The following is a 17,809-nucleotide window of genomic DNA, read 5'->3' as shown; positions in this document are numbered from 1 at the left end:
AAGCTATGAGTGAACAAGCTAAAGATGAAGCCTCTCTCAACAACAACTTCTTGCATGAAGATGATAGTGTTATTCCCTTTCAAGTTGAAGAACTTGATATCCGTGGACGTGCCGTACAACTTGGGGAAACTTTAAATTCTATTCTCACAAGACATCAATACCCTGAACCGGTTTCTTATCTTCTAGCAGAAGCTTTACTTTTAACGGTTCTGCTTGGAACTTCTCTAAAACTTACGGGAAAATTTATTTTACAAACTCATTCCGATGGACCAGTTAATATGTTGGTGTGCGATTTTTCGCCTCCTTCCAGTTTACGTGGATACGCTCGTTTTGATAAAGAACAGCTTAAACAAGCCATAGACAATAATCAAATCTCTTCAGAAATACTTTTAGGAAAAGGCACTTTAGCTTTCACAATTGATCAAGGTCCCCATATGCAACCCTATCAAGGGATAGTTGCATTAGATGGATCAAATTTACAAGAAGCTTCTCGTATTTATTTTGATCAATCAGAACAAATTCCTACCGATATCCGTTTGGCTGTTGCTATATTAATTAATCGTGACCAACAAGGAAAACCGCAGAAAAGCTGGCGAGCTGGAGGTATTTTGACCCAACTTTTGCCCCAATCATCGTCTCATCACAAGCGAGAAGAAACGAAAACTCATATCCAATTGGATAACCAATGGCAAGAAGCTAAAATACTCATGAAAACGATTGAAAGTTCAGAATTAACAGATCCCCAGGTCGGTAGTAAACAGCTCTTGTTCCGTCTTTTTCATGAACAAGGTGTTAGAGTTTTTAACCCTTTTTCTCTTGTTGATCAATGTTCTTGTTCACACGAAAAAATTAAAGGAATCCTAGAAGGCTTTTCTATTGATGAACGCAATAAAATGGTTCAAAATAAATATATTTCAGTTACATGTGAATTTTGCTCAAAAATGTATCGTTTTACAGCGCAAGAATTTTTGGAAGAAAAAACATAATCAAACATTTTTCATTAAAAAATGATGATTGCAACAAAAGCCTATTTTATTTGCGTCATAAAAGTTTACGCATAAGCTCATATGAACTTCTAGAATATTTCTTTCTTTAGCTTTTTTCGATGTATGCCAATGATCTTTCTTTTGCAATCAGTATTAATATCATACAGTACCTTCAATATATTGATTTATAATAGTAATTTATCGTTTTGCATGTTGAATGAGAGTCCAGAATATTGTAAAGTTCTCTCATGGCAAATCTCTTTTATATTGCATCAATTAAAATCACTTGCTTGCACGTTACAAGCAGAGCTGGCGTGGGGGTAAAACACGAAAAAAGGTGTAAAAATCCTTCTGAATCGTCTCAAGTGCCAAGGCTATGTCGTAATACCCAAGAGCTGGCAAAATAAATGTGTGGTGATAATAGCTTGCTATTTATATTAAGCGTAAAAATGGTGGTGCTCTATAAAACGGCATACATAGCGTGGTAAAACTGGATGTTTTTACTTACAAGTCTGCATTATTATATTTTTCAACTTAAAATATTGCCAATTATTTTCATATTTAGATGATTCATAAAAAGTATTTTTAGCCTTTTCTTAAACATTTTTTTAATTCAACATAAAGAAATTTGAAAAAATCTCATAGTATTCGGTGTTTTCATTTAATAGATAAAAATGGTAAAAATTATTTAAAATCAATATGTCGATATTTTATTTGTCTTCTGTCATAATCGCTTGTTCAATTTTTGGTAGAATTTTTTTTTGATAAATTTGCCATGTTAAGGGACCAGCATGTTTGGCAATAATAATACTCTCTTTATTCAAGAGAAAGGTTTCTGGTGGTCCATACACCCCCCAGTCAATAGCTGTATATCCTGAAACATCAAAGCCAATAAATTTAAAAGGATTACCAAAACTGTTTAAAAAGCGCAGGGCGTTTGTTTTATTGTCTTTGTAATTAATACCAATCAGATCAAAACGTTTATCTTGTGCAATTTGCATAAGAATAGGATGCTCTTCGCGACAGGGCAAACACCAAGAGCCCCAAAAATTGACCAATGTAACACGTCCTTTAAACTGTTTTGAATTGAGATAACTTTCTTTATCAAGAAGAGGAAGATGAATATTGGGAGCAGGTTTTTCAGCCAATGCGTTTGGGAGAAGAGAAGAATCTTGAAGGTGTTTTTTATCCATAAAGTTGAAAAAAAACATCATGAGAAGAAGAAAAAGCACAAATGGTCCAAAAAAAACAAGCAGAACAGGTAAAGATATATTTTTTTTAAGTTTTAGAGGGATGTTTTTCATTATACTTTTCTTTTTGGGACAGCTCTTTTTTGTTTAGCTGTTGGAGAATTTTTTTTTGGTATAGGGCTTTGCAAAGAATATATCCAATAAGACATAAGAGGGATATTGCAGAAAGCACATAGCTTAAAACAACAATTTGCTCGTGTTTAAGGGTGCTCAGGAAAAAATCAATTTTCTGAGATAGATTTCCTAAAAGTCCGCCGTGGATGCCATTTAGGTCGAGCATGATGAAGCGTCCTGTTGTTGTGCACGACGGGATTTTTTAATCTGAAGTATTCGGATATAATGACGATTGATTTCATTTCGCATAGCCATCAAATAAAGAGCAATAAACATAAAGATGAAACAAAAGAGCATTGTTATAAGGGGCCATAACATAGCATTGTCGATTGTTGATCCTCCAGCACGTAACAATGATGCTGGTTGATGCAATGTATTCCACCAATTAACGGAAAATTTAATAACAGGGATATTAACAAATCCAACAAGTGTAAGAATTGCAGTAGCACGAGCGGCTTTTACTTGGTTGTCAAAAGCACGCCCAAGCAGGATAATGGAGAGATAGATAAAAAGCAGAATTAAAACTGATGTTAATCGTGCATCCCAAACCCACCATGTTCCCCATGTAGGTCGCCCCCAAAGCGCTCCTGTCATGAGAGCCAAGGCGGTAAAAATTGCCCCAATAGGCGCTCCACATTTAAGTGCTACATCAGCAAGATGATATTTCCAAATCAGGTTTCCTAAAGCCGCTGCACTCATCGTTACATAGCAGAATGTAGACAACCACGCAAAGGGTACATGAAGGTACATAATCTTAACAGTAATGCCTTGTTGATAGTCATCAGGGGAATGCATCACTAGAATAAGCCCTAAGATAAGGAAACACAATGTTATGCCGGCCAACCAAGGTAAGACGACTCTGCTTATTTTCATGAAAAGGGTGAAACTTGCAGGGAGTAACCTGATTTTATATGTACGAGATAGTTTATTCATAAAATTCATAATAGGCAGAGTTTTGCTATGCGGCAATCATCTTTTATTATTCTGATAAAAGTTTAAGCGTTATCGCAGCAACAAAAGAGCTAAAGAGACTCAAAAGAAGTGAAAAAGCGCTGAGAAGAGCTAGAGAAGTGAGAAAAGAGGTATTTGGGTTTATTGGGGCTGTAGCAGCGGAAACACCAAAAATCATAATTGGAATGATCCACGGCAAGATAATGATAAAAATAAGCAAAGTACTGTGCAACAATGAGGTTGCGAGTGCAGCGCCTATAGCACCAATAAAAATAATAGCTGGTGTTCCGCATAAAAGGGTAAGTATTGTTGTAAAAGTTATTACTACATCTAAATGGAGCATGAGGGCTAAAATAGGTGTGGCAAAAATAAGAGGAAGCATTGTTCCTACCCAATGGGCAAGACATTTTGTAAAGACAATTAGTGTAAAACTTTGTCTTTTTCCTGAAAGGATAAATTGGTCGAGATTACCATCATCGCGATCGATTTGGAAAAGTTTGTTCAGATTGAGGAGTCCTGCAAGAAGGGCCCCAAACCACAATATACCTGGTCCTATTTGTGCAAGAGTTTTGGGATCTGGTCCAATGGCAAAGGGGGTTATGACAACAACAGCGATAAAAAACAATAATCCTGTTAGTGAAGTGGCTTGTAGCGCTAATAATAGTTTAAGATCACGCCAGAACAGTGCTTTCATTTTATTCTCTCCTAGAGAGGTAAAAATTTTTCCAGAGCGATTTTATGGTTTTCTGGAATGCCTATGGAATTATGAGTTGCAGCGATAATCATACCACCTTGATTGAGATGACGCTGGAAAATACGAGCAAGGAGTTTTTGAGCATGGTTATCAAGCCCAGATATTGGTTCATCTAAAATCCAAAGAGGACGATAGGAGAGCAAAAGGCGAGCAATAGCTACGCGTCTTTGTTGTCCAGTTGACAGAGCGTTAAAGGGTAAATGTTCAAGGTTAGAAAGACCAATATCGGCAAGAGCTTCATGCGCAAAACGTAAATGTTGACCGTAAAAATCTGCCCAAAATTGCAAATTATCAATGACAGATAAGAGAGGTTTCATAGCATTTTGAGGACCAAGATAATGACAAGCAGTTGCAACAGGGTATATTTGATCATGGTCTTTAAGTATTATATGACCTTCAGCAGCCTCAAGAAGACCGACAATGATTCGGAGTAATGTAGACTTTCCGATACCATTAGGACCGGTGATTGTCATAAGTTGCTGTGAAAATAAACAAAAAGAAAGACCTTGAAACAGAATTTCCTCGTTTCTGTAAGCGGCTAAATCTTTGCCTGATAACACCATGTGATTGCCTATTTTGTTTTTATTTTCATATTCTTTATTGCATTATAGAATAAAAAACACATTTTTTATGCAATTGTACCTAGAATAGTTCTAGAAATAGTTCTATAAGGGATACCTTACATCAATATCTGGTGTAAAATGGTTTCTGGCGCTGATTTCCGCATTATGCCTAGAGGGTGGAGGGGGAAATGGATGGCGGAGGTAATTGCGTCTGCGCTCAAGCTGCGACCTTGACTCGTAGTTTGTGTTGTTCATTCCTGGAAATTGGGTGGTTATAGTATGAGGGTGGACAGTCATGACTCAAATTGATAGCTTTAATTGTCGTAGAGTATTAAATGTTGGTGGCAAAGAATATACTTATTATAGCTTGATTGAAGCGGAGAAGAACGGACTTGAAGGTGTTTCTCGTTTACCGTTTTCGATGAAAGTTATTCTCGAAAATTTATTGCGATTTGAAGATGGTCGCACAGTTAAAAAAGAGGATATCTTCAATGTTGCTAAGTGGTTAAACGACAAAGGGAGCGCTGGGGCAGAAATTGCTTACCGTCCTGCACGTGTTCTTATGCAGGATTTTACAGGTGTTCCAGCAGTTGTTGATCTTTCTGCAATGCGTGATGCTATGGTTAAACTTGGCGGTAACGCTGAAAAAATTAATCCTCTCATTCCCGTTGATCTCATCATTGATCACTCAGTTATTGTTGATGCTTTTGGCAATTCCATGGCTTTTAAGGAAAACGTTGAGCATGAATATGAACGCAATGGTGAACGCTATCGTTTCCTTAAATGGGGGCAACAAGCCTTTCAAAATTTTCGCGTTGTTCCTCCAGGAACAGGGATTTGTCATCAGGTTAACTTAGAATATTTAGCACAATGTGTATGGATGAAGAATGAAGAGGGCTGTGAGACGATTTATCCTGACACCTGTGTGGGAACTGATTCGCATACGACTATGGTAAATGGTTTAGGGGTTTTAGGTTGGGGTGTGGGTGGTATTGAAGCAGAAGCAGCAATGTTAGGCCAACCTGTTTCTATGTTGTTACCTGAAGTGATTGGTTTTCGTCTAACAGGTAAACTTAAGGAAGGTGTAACAGCCACCGATCTCGTATTAACGGTGACCCAAATGCTACGTCGGAAGGGTGTTGTCGGTAAATTTGTTGAGTTTTTTGGTCCTGGTTTGGAGCATATGACGCTTGCTGATCGGGCAACGATTGGAAATATGGCACCTGAATATGGAGCAACGTGTGGTTTTTTCCCAATTGATAAGGAGACAGTGCGTTATCTCAATATGACAGGGCGTGATGAAAGTCGGATTGCCTTAGTGGAGGCTTACACCAAAGCACAAGGGATGTGGCATGATGAAATGGTGGCTCATCCCATTTTTAGTGATACAATTGAATTAGATATGGGAACCGTTGTCCCTTCTATGGCTGGTCCTAAACGTCCTGAAGGACGTATTGCATTGGAAAATGTTGGGCAGGGTTTTGAGAAGGCATTGGTCGAAGACTATAAGAAGACTTCTGGACAAGATAAGCGTTATCAGGTTGAGGGTGAAGAATATACGCTTGGTCACGGTGATGTGGTGATCGCTGCGATTACGTCGTGTACGAATACATCGAATCCAAGTGTTCTTATTGCAGCGGGTCTTTTGGCACGAAATGCTGTGGCAAAGGGTCTTAAGAGTAAACCATGGGTAAAAACTTCTCTTGCACCTGGTTCACAAGTCGTTGAAGCTTACCTTCAAAATTCGGGTCTGCAAAAAGATTTAGATGCATTAGGATTTAACTTAGTAGGATTTGGGTGCACAACATGTATTGGGAATTCTGGTCCTTTGCATCCAGCTATTTCCAAAACGATTAATGACAATGGTATAATTGCATCTGCGGTTCTTTCAGGAAATCGTAATTTTGAAGGGCGTGTTTCCCCTGATGTGCAAGCGAATTATTTAGCTTCACCACCATTAGTTGTTGCACATGCGCTCATCGGGACGGTGTGTAAAGATTTAACCAAGGAGCCTCTAGGTGAAGATTCAAATGGCCACCCCATTTATTTGAGAGATATTTGGCCAACTTCTCAAGAAATACAGGAGTTTATCGAAAAAAATGTCACGCGGAAGGTTTTTGCCGAAAAGTATGCAGATGTTTTTAAGGGAGATGAAAATTGGCAAAAAGTTCAGATTCCTACGGGTTCTACCTATTCTTGGGATGAGCAATCCACCTATGTACGCAATCCACCTTATTTCGATGATATGCAGAAAACACCTGATATCTTACCAGATATTAAAGATGCACGGATTTTAGGTTTATTTGGTGATAAAATCACGACGGATCATATTTCTCCTGCTGGTTCTATTAAAGCAGCTTCTCCTGCCGGAAAATATTTAATGGATCATGGTGTTAAAGTGGCTGATTTTAATCAGTATGGAACGCGTCGTGGGAATCATGAAGTTATGGTGCGTGGGACCTTTGCCAATATTCGCATTCGTAATTTCATGTTAGGGGAAAATGGTCGAGAAGGAGGTTATACGGTTCATTATCCGTCAGCGGTAGAACAAACTATTTACGATGCAGCAATGGCGTATAAACAAGAAGGTATTCCACTCGTTGTTTTTGCAGGTATTGAATATGGTAATGGATCATCCCGCGATTGGGCTGCCAAGGGAACCAATCTTCTTGGTGTCAAAGCAGTGATTGTGCAGTCTTTTGAAAGGATTCATCGCTCTAATCTTGTTGGTATGGGCATTGTCCCTTTTGTCTTTGAGGAGGGGCTAAGTTGGAAATCTTTAGGCTTAAAGGGAGATGAAAAGGTGACAATTGAAGGGATTCATAACTTGAAACCTCGTCAAAAGACTGTAGCGAAAATTACTTTTTCTGATGGTACGGTAAAAACCGTTCCATTATTATGCCGTGTTGATACTGAAGATGAGCTAGATTATTTGCATCATGGTGGAATTTTGCAATATGTCTTGCGTAAGTTAGCCGTTTAAATTCTTTTGTTTGTTAAGGAATATCTATTATTAAGCTATAAAGTTGCGGATCAAAGAGTTTAGCTTCGTTTTTTTATGGCTATCTTTGAAAATCTAATTGACGTTAGCTTTAGGATTGCGCTATAATCCACACGGTTATAGGCAGCTTTATAGTTTTGCTTGGGTTGGATTTATTTATATTGGTAGAGTTGTTATTGAGACTCATTTTACCAAGGTGTTGAAAGAGAGATTATATTTATGGCGAATACACCTTCTGCTCGAAAAGCGGTGCGCAAGGTTGCGGCGCGCACACAGGTTAATAAGGCCCGCCGTTCACGCGTTCGTACTTTTATACGTAAGTTTGATGACGCTTTAGCGGGTGGGGATAAGGCATCTGCAGAGATTGCATTTAAGAATTTTGAGCCTGAAATTATGCGTGCAGTTTCTAAAGGGATTTTTCATAAAAATGCTGCTGCGAGGAAAGTATCACGTTTAGCTAAACGTTTGAAGGCTCTCAGCGTTTAAGCTTTTCTCCTTTAATTGAGAACAAAGCCAGTATCCATGAGGATGCTGGCTTTTTGTTTATTATTTCAAAAAGTTTCTATTGAAAATAAGAATCGATAATGATTCTCCACTTGAAAAAGGAGAGAAAGTTTATAGGGGGAGGTATGGTTATCCACAAGCTTTGTGGATTTGTACAGAGTCTTTTTTGTCAAGCATTTTATTTTTTTTTTTAAATCTGAAGAGATTCTTTAATTATTGGTAAATTTAGAGAAAAAAAATGAATTGAATCAATATTTTTTTCAGTCCTCATTAATATAAGCATTTTTTTCGGGTTTTTTGATTTTATTTTGACCTCTTGCATTTTACCTCTGCTGTTTTGTATGGTTCTTATGAAGACTAAGAAGCATGAAGGGGTCACATCAGCGCATTATTCTGTATTTTGTTGAATACAAGATGTTTTGATTTAGGCTTTTCGAAACTTTTGTGTTGGAGAGGTTTTCTGACGGTTTTTTAGTTTTCTTAATGGATATGTTTACCATTTTAGAAGGGTGGGTCATATCATGAGTGCAAGTAAATCTTATTGGTCATCTTTGTTAGTAGGGTTGTGATGAGGCTATCCTAGGGGAGGGTGAGTAATCTTATTTGGGGTAGGGCGTTTTGCCTTCGCTAGATTTATTTTAGTTGTTTGGCAGGACAAAATTTTATTTTTATCAGGATGGAAGATGGTGGATAAATTGAACTCTAAAGCTAGTTCCTTTAAAAGGGTTTCGGTAAATATCCTGTCGGCAGAGAACATAATAAAGAATAGGATGACGGAAAGTGATGAGAACGTTTGTAGAAATGCTTCTATAGGGCATTCTATTGTTTCAGAGGAGGAAAGTGCGGCGGCTTTTATACGTGTTATGGCGCAATTAAAGGTGCAGGTTGGTGTTGAGGCTTATACCAGTTGGTTTGGACGTGTGAAGCTTGCTGAATATAGTCATACTCTTGTAAAGCTTTCTGTTCCTACTGCTTTTTTACGTTCATGGATTAATAATCACTATGGTTCTCTTTTGACTCATTTATGGAAACAAGAGAATTCAGCAATTCTTCGTGTTGAAGTTATTGTTCGTGGTATGGAACGCGTTTCAAGAGATGTCGTTTGTAAAAGAAGTGTTCCTCCTGTTGTGCTAGAGGAGCAGGCGACTTCATCGTTTGTTGAAAGTTGCGCAGAGCATTCAGTTAAGAATTCTCAAACGGGAGTTTTTGGATCTCCACTTGATTCTCGCTATACTTTTGAAAGTTTTGTTGAGGGGGCTTCTAATCGTGTTGCTTTAGCAGCTGCGCGTTCCATTGCAGAGGGGCATAAAAGTGCCTTACGTTTTAATCCTCTTTTTATTCACGCATCTGTTGGCTTAGGAAAAACACATTTGCTTCAAGCGATTGCTGCTTCTGCATTGAAGCGTTTAACGTCTGTGCGCGTTATTTATTTAACTGCTGAATATTTTATGTGGCGTTTTGCAACAGCTATTCGTGATAATGATGCTCTTTCTTTTAAAGAACAGCTTCGTGATATCGATCTTTTGATTATTGATGATATGCAGTTTTTGCAGGGTAAGTCGATACAACATGAGTTTTGCCATTTGCTTAATATGTTACTTGATAGTGCAAAACAGGTTGTTGTCGCTGCAGATCGTCCACCAGCAGAATTAGAATCGCTTGATCTTCGCGTTCGCTCTCGTCTTCAGGGAGGGGTAGCTCTTGAAATTGAAGCACCAGATTATGAAATGCGTTTGCAAATGTTGCGCCAGCGGTTGAAGGTGGCACAACAAGATGATGGCATGGTATCAATTTCTGATGATATCTTGGAATATATTGCGAAAACGGTTTTAGGGTCGGGGCGTGATATTGAAGGTGCGTTTAATCAGCTCTTGTTTCGTCAATCTTTTGAGTCTGATTTATCTTTAGAGCGGATTGATGAATTATTAGGTCATTTGACACGTCCTGGTGAACCTAAGCGTATTCGGATTGAAGAAATTCAGCGTACGGTAGCACGCCATTATAATGTTTCTAAACAGGACTTGTTATCTAATCGTCGAACACGTACGGTTGTGAAGCCACGGCAAGTTGCAATGTATTTAGCAAAAGTATTAACTCCTCGCTCATTACCAGAAATTGGGCGCCGTTTTGGTGGGCGAGATCATACAACAGTTTTACACGCTGTGCGTAAAATTGAAGATTTGGTTTGTGGTGATCAGACCTTGGCTAAGGAACTTGAGTTGCTTAAGCGGTTGATTGGAGAACAGGCGGTATAGTGTTTATCGTTTCTTTCTTTGGAGAGACTTTAAAGAATTTAATGAAAAGATTTATTTTTTCTTATGCAGGAGTGACTTGTCATTTTAAGAGAGGTTTAATAAACTCTAGCAGGCGATTCTCTAAAGGGATCTATTCTTTAATTCTAAGGAATTCTTATAGTTTTTAGTAAATCATACGGGGCTTTTATGCGTATTACAGTTGATCGCAGTCAATTTCTCAAGTCTCTTGGTCGGGTTCACCGTGTGGTAGAGCGCCGTAATACTGTTCCTATTTTATCGAATGTGTTGATTGATGCAGAAAATGGCCGTGTACAGTTAAAAGCAACAGACCTTGATTTAGAGGTTATGGAATCTTTTGCAGTTAATGTTAAACAAGCTGGAGCAACAACTGTTCCGGCACATTTGCTCTATGATATCATTCGAAAACTTCCTGATAGCAATGAAGTTGTATTATCCCTCGATGAGAATCAAGCAGGTACAATGTCCATTGTTTCGGGTTGTGCACATTTTCAGCTTCAATGTCTTCCGAGGGCAGACTTTCCAGAGTCTCTTCCTGGGCAATTTGGTTATCGTTTTTCTCTATCGGCATCAGGCTTAAAACATTTACTTGATTGTACACAATTTGCTATTTCTACTGAAGAAACCCGTTATTATCTTAATGGTATTTATTTCCATATTATTAATGATGGTGTTTTGAAATTGCGTTTGGTTGCAACTGATGGTCATCGTTTGGCACAAGTTGAGATGGAAGCTCCTTCGGGAGTTGAGGGAATGCCTGGTGTTATTGTTCCCCGTAAAGCTGTAGGAGAATTGCAAAAACTTCTTTCAGAAGAAAATGATAGCGATGTATGTATAGAGCTTTCGGAGACAAAAATTCGTTTTTCTATAGGCTCTGTGATTTTTACATCAAAATTAATTGATGGAACATTTCCAGATTATCAACGTGTTATCCCTCTTGGAAATGATAAAGAATTAATTGTTAATAGGCAGGACTTTTCTTCTGCAGTTGATCGTGTTTCAACGATTTCAAGTGATCGGGGGCGTGCAGTTAAATTAACGATTGAGCATGGACAGTTAAGGCTTGTTGTTAATAGCCCAGATTCGGGCAGTGCAGAAGATCAATTATCAGTAACTTATGCATCTGAACCGCTTGAGATAGGATTTAATTCACGTTATCTTTTGGATATTGCTGGGCAGCTTTCAAGTGATGAGATGGTTTTTATGTTGGCTGAGGCTGGAGCACCAGCTCTGATTCGTGATAATGATGATGCGGATGTGCTCTATGTACTGATGCCTATTCGCGTTTAGGGGCAGTTGTTTTGCAATGCATAGCCAGTCATGTGCACAAAGTGGCAGTGAGACAGCTGAAGCTTTTACGTTATCGCAATTATTCTTTTTTCAATATTCATTTTTCTGGTCAGCATGTGGTTTTTACTGGGCATAATGGTGCTGGTAAGACGAATCTTTTAGAGGCGTTATCTTTTCTTTCTCCTGGTCGTGGTTTGCGGCGTGCTGTTTATTCTGACGTTAGTTTTGTAGATGGTGGTGGTGGAGGATTTGTTGTATTTGCGCGTCTTGAATGCGCTCTTTATGGTGAAGTAAAGATTGGTACAGCTTTTGAGGTTAGCGATAACAGTCGAAAGGTCCATATTAATGGTGTGAATGAGTCGAGTGATTGCCTAACAGATTATTGTCATATTAGTGTCCTAACACCGTCTATGGATGGTCTTTTTACAGGTCCTTCACTTGAGCGCCGTAGTTTTTTGGACCGTATGGTTTTGGCGATTGATCCCTTGCATAGGCGCCGCATAGCCGATTATGATAGAGCTATGCGCGCACGTAATCGTTTGTTTTTAGATGGAAATGAAGATTGTGCTTGGTTTGATGCTTTAGAAAAGCAAATGGCAGAATTGGCGACAGCTATTTCTGCGGCGCGTGTTGATGTTATTCGTCTTTTAAATGACATGTTTACACAAATGCCTTCACAGATACCTTTTCCACGAGCTTTTTTGCAAATTGATGGTTTTTTAGAAACAGCTCTTAGTGAAATATCAGCAACTGAAGTTGAAGAACAATTTTGTGATCGATTGCGGCATAATCGCGCAATGGATCGTGCTGCTGGTCGGACGTTAGAAGGACCACATCGTGCAGATTTGCAGGTTTTTTATGCTGATAAAAATAGAGCAGCAACATCTTGTTCAACAGGTGAACAAAAAGCGCTGCTAACAGGTTTAGTTTTGTGTCATGCACGTCTAACAGGTATGATGTCGGAAAGATCTCCCATTCTTCTTCTTGATGAAATGGCTGCCCATCTTGATTCGCATCGACGTGCTGCTCTATTTGATATTCTTGATGATTTAGCTGTACAAACATTTATGACAGGAACAGATCGTCTTTTATTTGATGACTTAAAAGGACGCGCAGAATTCTTTGAGATTAAGGATGGAGCTTTATTGCCGTAAAAACATGCTAAATATTTTTTTAATAAGTGATAGGTCTGAAAGAAAAGGCTTGCTATGTCAGAGATAATAACGATTTTAAATGGTCCTAATTTAAATTTTCTAGGTCAACGTGAGCCAGAAATTTATGGAACTGAAACTCTAGAAGATATTGAAAAAAGATGCAGAGAATGGGCAAAAAAAAATGATATTATAATAAATTTTTATCAAAGTAACTATGAAGGGCAATTAGTGGCATGGATACAAGAAGCAATAGAGGCAAGTTCTGGATTGATCATTAACCCAGCGGCTTACAGTCATACATCTGTTGCACTTCTTGATGCCCTAAAAATGTTTTCAGGGCCGAAAGTAGAAGTTCATTTATCTCATATTTATCAGCGTGAAGCTTTTCGTCACCATTCTTATACATCTGCAGGTGTAGACGCTATCATAACTGGGTGTGGAGGTGATGGATATCGGTTTGCACTTGAGTATATTGCAAAACAATTAAGCAAAACAATTAAATTGTGATAGGTAAAGAGTAAGCGTTTAATAAGAGTAATATAGGCATTTAATTCTCTTGATAATTATTTTCAAATCTGTACAATGTGAGGTATATATTTATGACAGTTTTTAGTGCGTATGACGGGGGTAAATAGAGATGAAAAGCTTTGTTAGACAATTAGAAATGCTTGTGATTTTAGGGGGAGCACTGCTTTTGTCTGGTTGTAAAATTGATGTTATGCAGCCATCAGGTTATGTTGCACGTCAACAGCTCATTTTGATCGTTGTTTGTGTGGTGGTGATGCTTTGTATTGTTATCCCAGTTATGGTGAGTGTGGTATTTTTAGCTATAAAATATCGTGCATCGAATATGAAAGCGGACTATTCTCCTGATTGGGCACATTCAAATAAAATTGAAGCATTGATGTGGGGTATTCCAGTTGTAATTGTAATGGTTTTAGGTTCATTAACAGCTTATTATACCTATAAGCTTGAACCTACAAATCCTCTTCCAGTGGAAGTTGTAGGTGAAGGAAAGCCATTACAGATTGATGCTGTTGCTCTTGATTGGAAATGGCTTTTTATTTATCCTGAATACGGTGTTGCATCGATTAATGAGATTTATGCGCCTGAAGGACGTCAAGTTTTATTGCAATTGACGTCAGAGAATTCTGTCAATGCTTTTTGGGTTCCCAAATTGGGTACAGTTCTTTACGCTATGCCGCAGATGAATGCTAAGTTGCATTTGGTCGCTGAAGAGCAAGGAGTATTCAAAGGAGCCTCAGCAAATTATAGTGGTGATGGTTTTTCGGGTATGCGGTTTAAGTGGCATTCTGTGTCTTTGCAGGATTTTGAGGATTGGATTGTAAAAGCTCGGGCTAATGGTCGAGTACTTGATCGTTCATCTTATCGTCAACTTTCTATTGCGCCTCGTATGGGTGATATTGCTGCGAAGGAAAAAGATGCTGAAGTTCGTTATTTTGCACCTGTTGAGAAGCGGCTTTACTATCGTGTTGTTAATCGATGTATCGATGAAAAGACGGTATGTAATGAAGATTTAATGAAACGTGCTGCTGCTCAGACGCTATGGGGTGCACTATGTTCAGTATTTGATCCTGATGTTATTTAACAGAGTCAATAAAGTAAAGAGCCCTTTTAACAAAGGTTTCTTTTAAACTTGAATTTCATTTGAAATGGGTTGAGAAATGTTTGGAAGACTTACAGATCCTACGGCAGGTGCTTTTCATGCGCTTGCACATGAACCGATCGTTTTGTATACATGTATTGCGATTGTTTTGGTTGGTTTAATTGCTGTTATTGCTCTAACAGTACTTGGGTGGTGGGGGATTCTATGGCGAAATTGGATTACAACGGTTGACCATAAACGCATAGGTATTATGTACATCGTTCTTGGAATTATTATGCTTGTTCGCGGTTTTGCGGACGCACTTATGATGCGAACGCATCAAGCTTTAGCTCTTGGGAGTGAAACAGCAGGTTATTTGCCCCCTGAGCATTTTGATCAAATTTTTTCGGCGCATGGTACGATCATGATTTTTTTCATGGCCACGCCTATTTTATTTGGTCTTTTTAATTATCTTATACCACTTCAAATTGGTGCGCGTGATGTTGCTTTTCCCTTTGCAAATAATCTAGGTTTTTGGATTACGGCTGCAGGGGCGATATTGATTAACATATCCCTAGGTGTTGGGAATTTTGGTCGTGGTGGTTGGTTGATGTATCCACCTTTTACAGAATTGCAAACGAGTCCAGATACAGGGGTAGATTATTATTTATGGTCACTTCAGCTTTCTGGTATTGCAACAACAATGGGATCAGTGAATTTTATTGCAACGATGATTAAAATGCGTGCTCCTGGAATGACAATGATGAGAATGCCTATTTTTTGTTGGAGTGCTTTTGTCAGCAATGTTCTTATTGTAGTCATTTATCCTGTTTTGGCTGTAGCATTTGCACTCTTGGCATGTGATCGTTATTTGAACATGAATTTCTTTACCAATGTTGGTGGCGGAAATCCGATGGTATGGATTAACTATGTTTGGGTTTTTGGTCATCCTGAGGTTTATGTTTTGGTTGTTCCTGCTTTTGGAATTGTTTCTGAAGTTGTATCAACTTTTTCTTCAAAACGCCTCTTTGGTTATACTTCAATGATATGGGCCATGTTGGTTATTTTGATTCTTTCGCTTCTTGTTTGGGGACATCATTTCTTCACAATGGGTGGGGGTGAAGCTGTAAATACCTTCTTTAGTATTGCTACGATGATTATTGCAGTTCCAACCGGTGTAAAAGTTTTTAATTGGCTGCTTACGATGTATAGAGGTCGGATTCGCTTTGAGCCTCCTATGCTTTGGTGCATGGGTATGATCTTTACATTTGTTGGTGGTGGATTAACAGGTGTTTTATTATCTATTGTTCCTGCTGATTGGCAGTTTCATAATTCGCTCTTTTTGATAGCACATTTCCATCATACAATTATTGGAGGTGTGGTTTTTGCGTACTTAGCAGGGATTGCATTTTGGTTTCCAAAAGTTTTTGGTTATAAACCAAATCGCATACTAGGTATTACATCTTTTTGGTGTTGGTTTATTGGTTTTTACCTTGCCTTTTTCCCCGTTTATGCGCTTGGTTTAATGGGGGCGACGCGTCGTTTGCAGCATTACATGGAACCTAGTTGGCAGCCGATGTTTATTATTGCTGCATTGGGTGCTTGTATTATCTTACTTGGTATCCTTTGTTTTGTGCTACAGGTTGTTTTGGCGATTTGGTACGGTATTAAGCATAAAGGGCACTTACCGGTAACATTAAATGATTCTTGGGGTGATGCACGTACACTTGAATGGTTTACCTCTTCACCGCCTCCTTCTTATAATTTTGCCCTCCTTCCAAAGATACAGTCTGATGATGCTTATTGGAATATGAAGAAAAGTGGTTATCAACGGCCGACAAGTGGATTTACAAAAATTCATATGCCATCGAATACATCGGCTGGAATTATTGCTGGCTTCTTCTCATTAGTTGTTGGTTTTGCGCTTGTTTGGCATATTTGGTGGCTTGTTGCGGTTGGACTGGTTGGTTTTATTGCAACGCTTGTGTGTCATTCATTAACAGGTGATCATCATGGTTACTATATTCCAGCTGAAGAAGTGCAAAAAACTGAAGATGCCTTTACGGCTGTTCTTAAAGAACAAGGAGTGACAGTATGAGTGCTGTAACAATGAATAACGCGAGTACTATAGATGAACTTCACCACGATAGTAGCTCGGTAATGACGTTTGGTTTTTGGGTCTATATTCTTTCAGACTTAATCCTGTTTTCGACACTGTTTTCAAGTTTTGCTGTATTTTCTGCTTCTTATGGTGGTGGTAAAGCGGGCAGTGAGTTTATAGATTTAAAGTTTGTTTTGGTTGAGACTGCTTTCTTGTTGTTTTCGTCCGTCACTTATGGCTTTGCAATGGTACAAGCACATAAAAATAACATCAGTGGTGTGCGTTTATGGATGGCTATTACCTTTGTATTGGGGTGTTGCTTCATTGGTATGGAACTTTACGAATTTCATGAACTTTTGAGTGAGGTTTTTTATTTTGATCCAAATGCTTATGCGGGTATTGATCCTGCAACAGGTTTACAGCTTTTTGGACGGGAAATTCTCTCTGCTTATTGGTCAGCATTTTTTGCTTTGGTTGGCACCCATGGACTTCACGTAAGTGTTGGCCTTCTTTGGATGGTTGTGATGTTTTTTCATCTTCGTCGTAATGGCTTGGATCAGAACAATAAAACACGTTTAGCATGTCTTTCCATTTTTTGGCATTTACTTGATATTGTATGGATTGGTGTTTTCACCATGGTTTATCTATTAGGAGCGTTGTGATGAGCGTGCAAAATGAAACACATGGTCCCAGTACTGGTTCCTATTTGGTTGGTTTTATTCTAGCTGTATTTTTCACTTTGGGTTCTTTTATTCCTGTGATGTATGGAATGATGGAAAGTTGGGCAGTTAGTACAAAGGTTGCGTATCTTATTGGGATGGCGATTATTCAGATTATAGTACAAATTGTTTTCTTTTTGCACTTGAATTCTGGTCCAGACGCCAAGTGGAATTTAAGCGCGTTGTGGTTTGCTGCTATTTGCATTTTTGTTATTATTGGGGGAACTTGGTGGGCTATTTCTCATTTGAATTATAATATGATGGGTGGTTCAGGACGTGTTATTGAACCGGAAATATCAAGTAGAGATGATTCTTCAGTGTCTGAGCAGTTATCAAACAAAGATATCTCCGTAAGAAAACAGCCAGAAAGGATACAGGGCTCAGAGGTTTCGATGGAGCAAGGTGCAAGTACGCAAACTCCTGTAGATCAAGCACCTGGTTCAGAAATGCCCATGGGGCAGGGTCTAAGTACGCAAACTCCTGTAGATCAAGCACCTGGTTCAGAAATGCCCATGGGGCAGGGTCTAAGTACGCAAACTCCTG

16 protein-coding genes are annotated in these 17,809 nt (G+C 38.7%); 11 read left to right on the top strand and 5 right to left on the bottom strand.

The annotated features are described in order from the left end of the window. Window positions 1–5 precede the first annotated feature (5 nt). Window positions 6–986 carry an Hsp33 family molecular chaperone gene (locus ACFINE_RS01775; RefSeq protein WP_375620842.1) on the top strand — a complete coding sequence of 327 codons (981 nt, stop codon included), beginning with the start codon at window positions 6–8 and terminating at the stop codon, window positions 984–986. A gap of 710 nt (window positions 987–1,696) precedes the next feature. On the opposite strand, the gene ACFINE_RS01770 is transcribed toward ACFINE_RS01775, so the two are convergent. Genes ACFINE_RS01770 through ccmA form a run of 5 tightly spaced genes read right to left on the bottom strand, consistent with a single transcriptional unit; the run spans window position 1,697 to window position 4,618 of the window. Next, on the bottom strand, window positions 1,697–2,290 hold the full coding sequence (locus tag ACFINE_RS01770; protein ID WP_375620841.1) for a DsbE family thiol:disulfide interchange protein: 594 nt from the start codon (window positions 2,288–2,290) through the stop codon (window positions 1,697–1,699). After that, the gene (locus tag ACFINE_RS01765) at window positions 2,265–2,516 is read right to left on the bottom strand and encodes a hypothetical protein (protein ID WP_375612828.1); all 252 of its coding nucleotides are present in this window, start codon (window positions 2,514–2,516) and stop codon (window positions 2,265–2,267) included. The genes ACFINE_RS01770 and ACFINE_RS01765 overlap by 26 nt, the downstream gene beginning before the upstream one ends. Continuing rightward, window positions 2,504–3,283, bottom strand: a complete 780-nt coding sequence (locus ACFINE_RS01760) for a heme ABC transporter permease (protein WP_375611426.1) — start codon at window positions 3,281–3,283, stop codon at window positions 2,504–2,506. The genes ACFINE_RS01765 and ACFINE_RS01760 overlap by 13 nt, the downstream gene beginning before the upstream one ends. Window positions 3,284–3,329: 46 nt before the next feature. Continuing rightward, on the bottom strand, window positions 3,330–3,995 hold the full coding sequence (gene ccmB, locus ACFINE_RS01755; protein ID WP_375611427.1) for a heme exporter protein CcmB: 666 nt from the start codon (window positions 3,993–3,995) through the stop codon (window positions 3,330–3,332). Window positions 3,996–4,006: 11 nt separating this feature from the next. After that, complete coding sequence (gene ccmA, locus ACFINE_RS01750) at window positions 4,007–4,618, bottom strand: heme ABC exporter ATP-binding protein CcmA (protein ID WP_375611428.1); 612 nt, start codon at window positions 4,616–4,618, stop codon at window positions 4,007–4,009. Between the two features lie 295 nt (window positions 4,619–4,913). Between ccmA and acnA the strand changes: the two genes are divergently transcribed. The 10 genes from acnA to cyoD form a co-directional block, all read left to right on the top strand. Beyond that, a complete protein-coding gene (acnA, locus tag ACFINE_RS01745) occupies window positions 4,914–7,601 on the top strand; it encodes an aconitate hydratase AcnA (RefSeq protein ID WP_375612829.1) in 2,688 nt (895 codons plus the stop codon). Window positions 7,602–7,838: 237 nt separating this feature from the next. Next, a complete protein-coding gene (gene rpsT / locus ACFINE_RS01740; RefSeq protein WP_375620840.1) occupies window positions 7,839–8,105 on the top strand; it encodes a 30S ribosomal protein S20 in 267 nt (88 codons plus the stop codon). A gap of 701 nt (window positions 8,106–8,806) precedes the next feature. After that, window positions 8,807–10,378: a chromosomal replication initiator protein DnaA gene (gene dnaA, locus ACFINE_RS01735; RefSeq protein ID WP_375620839.1), complete on the top strand. Its 1,572-nt coding sequence runs from the start codon at window positions 8,807–8,809 to the stop codon at window positions 10,376–10,378. Window positions 10,379–10,564: 186 nt separating this feature from the next. Then, complete coding sequence (dnaN, locus tag ACFINE_RS01730; RefSeq protein ID WP_375620838.1) at window positions 10,565–11,686, top strand: DNA polymerase III subunit beta; 1,122 nt, start codon at window positions 10,565–10,567, stop codon at window positions 11,684–11,686. 20 nt (window positions 11,687–11,706) lie between these two features. Then, window positions 11,707–12,840, top strand: a complete 1,134-nt coding sequence (gene recF, locus ACFINE_RS01725; RefSeq protein ID WP_375611469.1) for a DNA replication/repair protein RecF — start codon at window positions 11,707–11,709, stop codon at window positions 12,838–12,840. A 54-nt stretch (window positions 12,841–12,894) separates the two neighbouring features. Then, a complete protein-coding gene (gene aroQ, locus ACFINE_RS01720; protein ID WP_375611431.1) occupies window positions 12,895–13,347 on the top strand; it encodes a type II 3-dehydroquinate dehydratase in 453 nt (150 codons plus the stop codon). A gap of 130 nt (window positions 13,348–13,477) precedes the next feature. Further along, window positions 13,478–14,449, top strand: coding sequence for a ubiquinol oxidase subunit II (gene cyoA / locus ACFINE_RS01715; protein ID WP_375620837.1), 972 nt, complete (start codon window positions 13,478–13,480; stop codon window positions 14,447–14,449). 76 nt (window positions 14,450–14,525) lie between these two features. Then, the gene (gene cyoB, locus ACFINE_RS01710; RefSeq protein ID WP_375611433.1) at window positions 14,526–16,544 is read left to right on the top strand and encodes a cytochrome o ubiquinol oxidase subunit I; all 2,019 of its coding nucleotides are present in this window, start codon (window positions 14,526–14,528) and stop codon (window positions 16,542–16,544) included. Further along, on the top strand, window positions 16,541–17,209 hold the full coding sequence (locus ACFINE_RS01705) for a cytochrome (ubi)quinol oxidase subunit III (RefSeq protein ID WP_375617543.1): 669 nt from the start codon (window positions 16,541–16,543) through the stop codon (window positions 17,207–17,209). Before cyoB ends, ACFINE_RS01705 begins: the two co-directional genes overlap by 4 nt. Next, window positions 17,209–17,809, top strand: a 601-nt coding sequence (gene cyoD / locus ACFINE_RS01700) for a cytochrome o ubiquinol oxidase subunit IV (RefSeq protein ID WP_375620957.1), incomplete at its 3' end; no start/stop codon positions are given. The genes ACFINE_RS01705 and cyoD, both read left to right, overlap by 1 nt.

This window comes from Bartonella sp. AA97HXZ (genome assembly GCF_042196985.1).
Taxonomy (GTDB): domain Bacteria; phylum Pseudomonadota; class Alphaproteobacteria; order Rhizobiales; family Rhizobiaceae; genus Bartonella.
The sequence above is the reverse complement of the archived record's forward strand: the minus strand, read 5'-3'. Positions and strand labels throughout refer to the sequence as shown.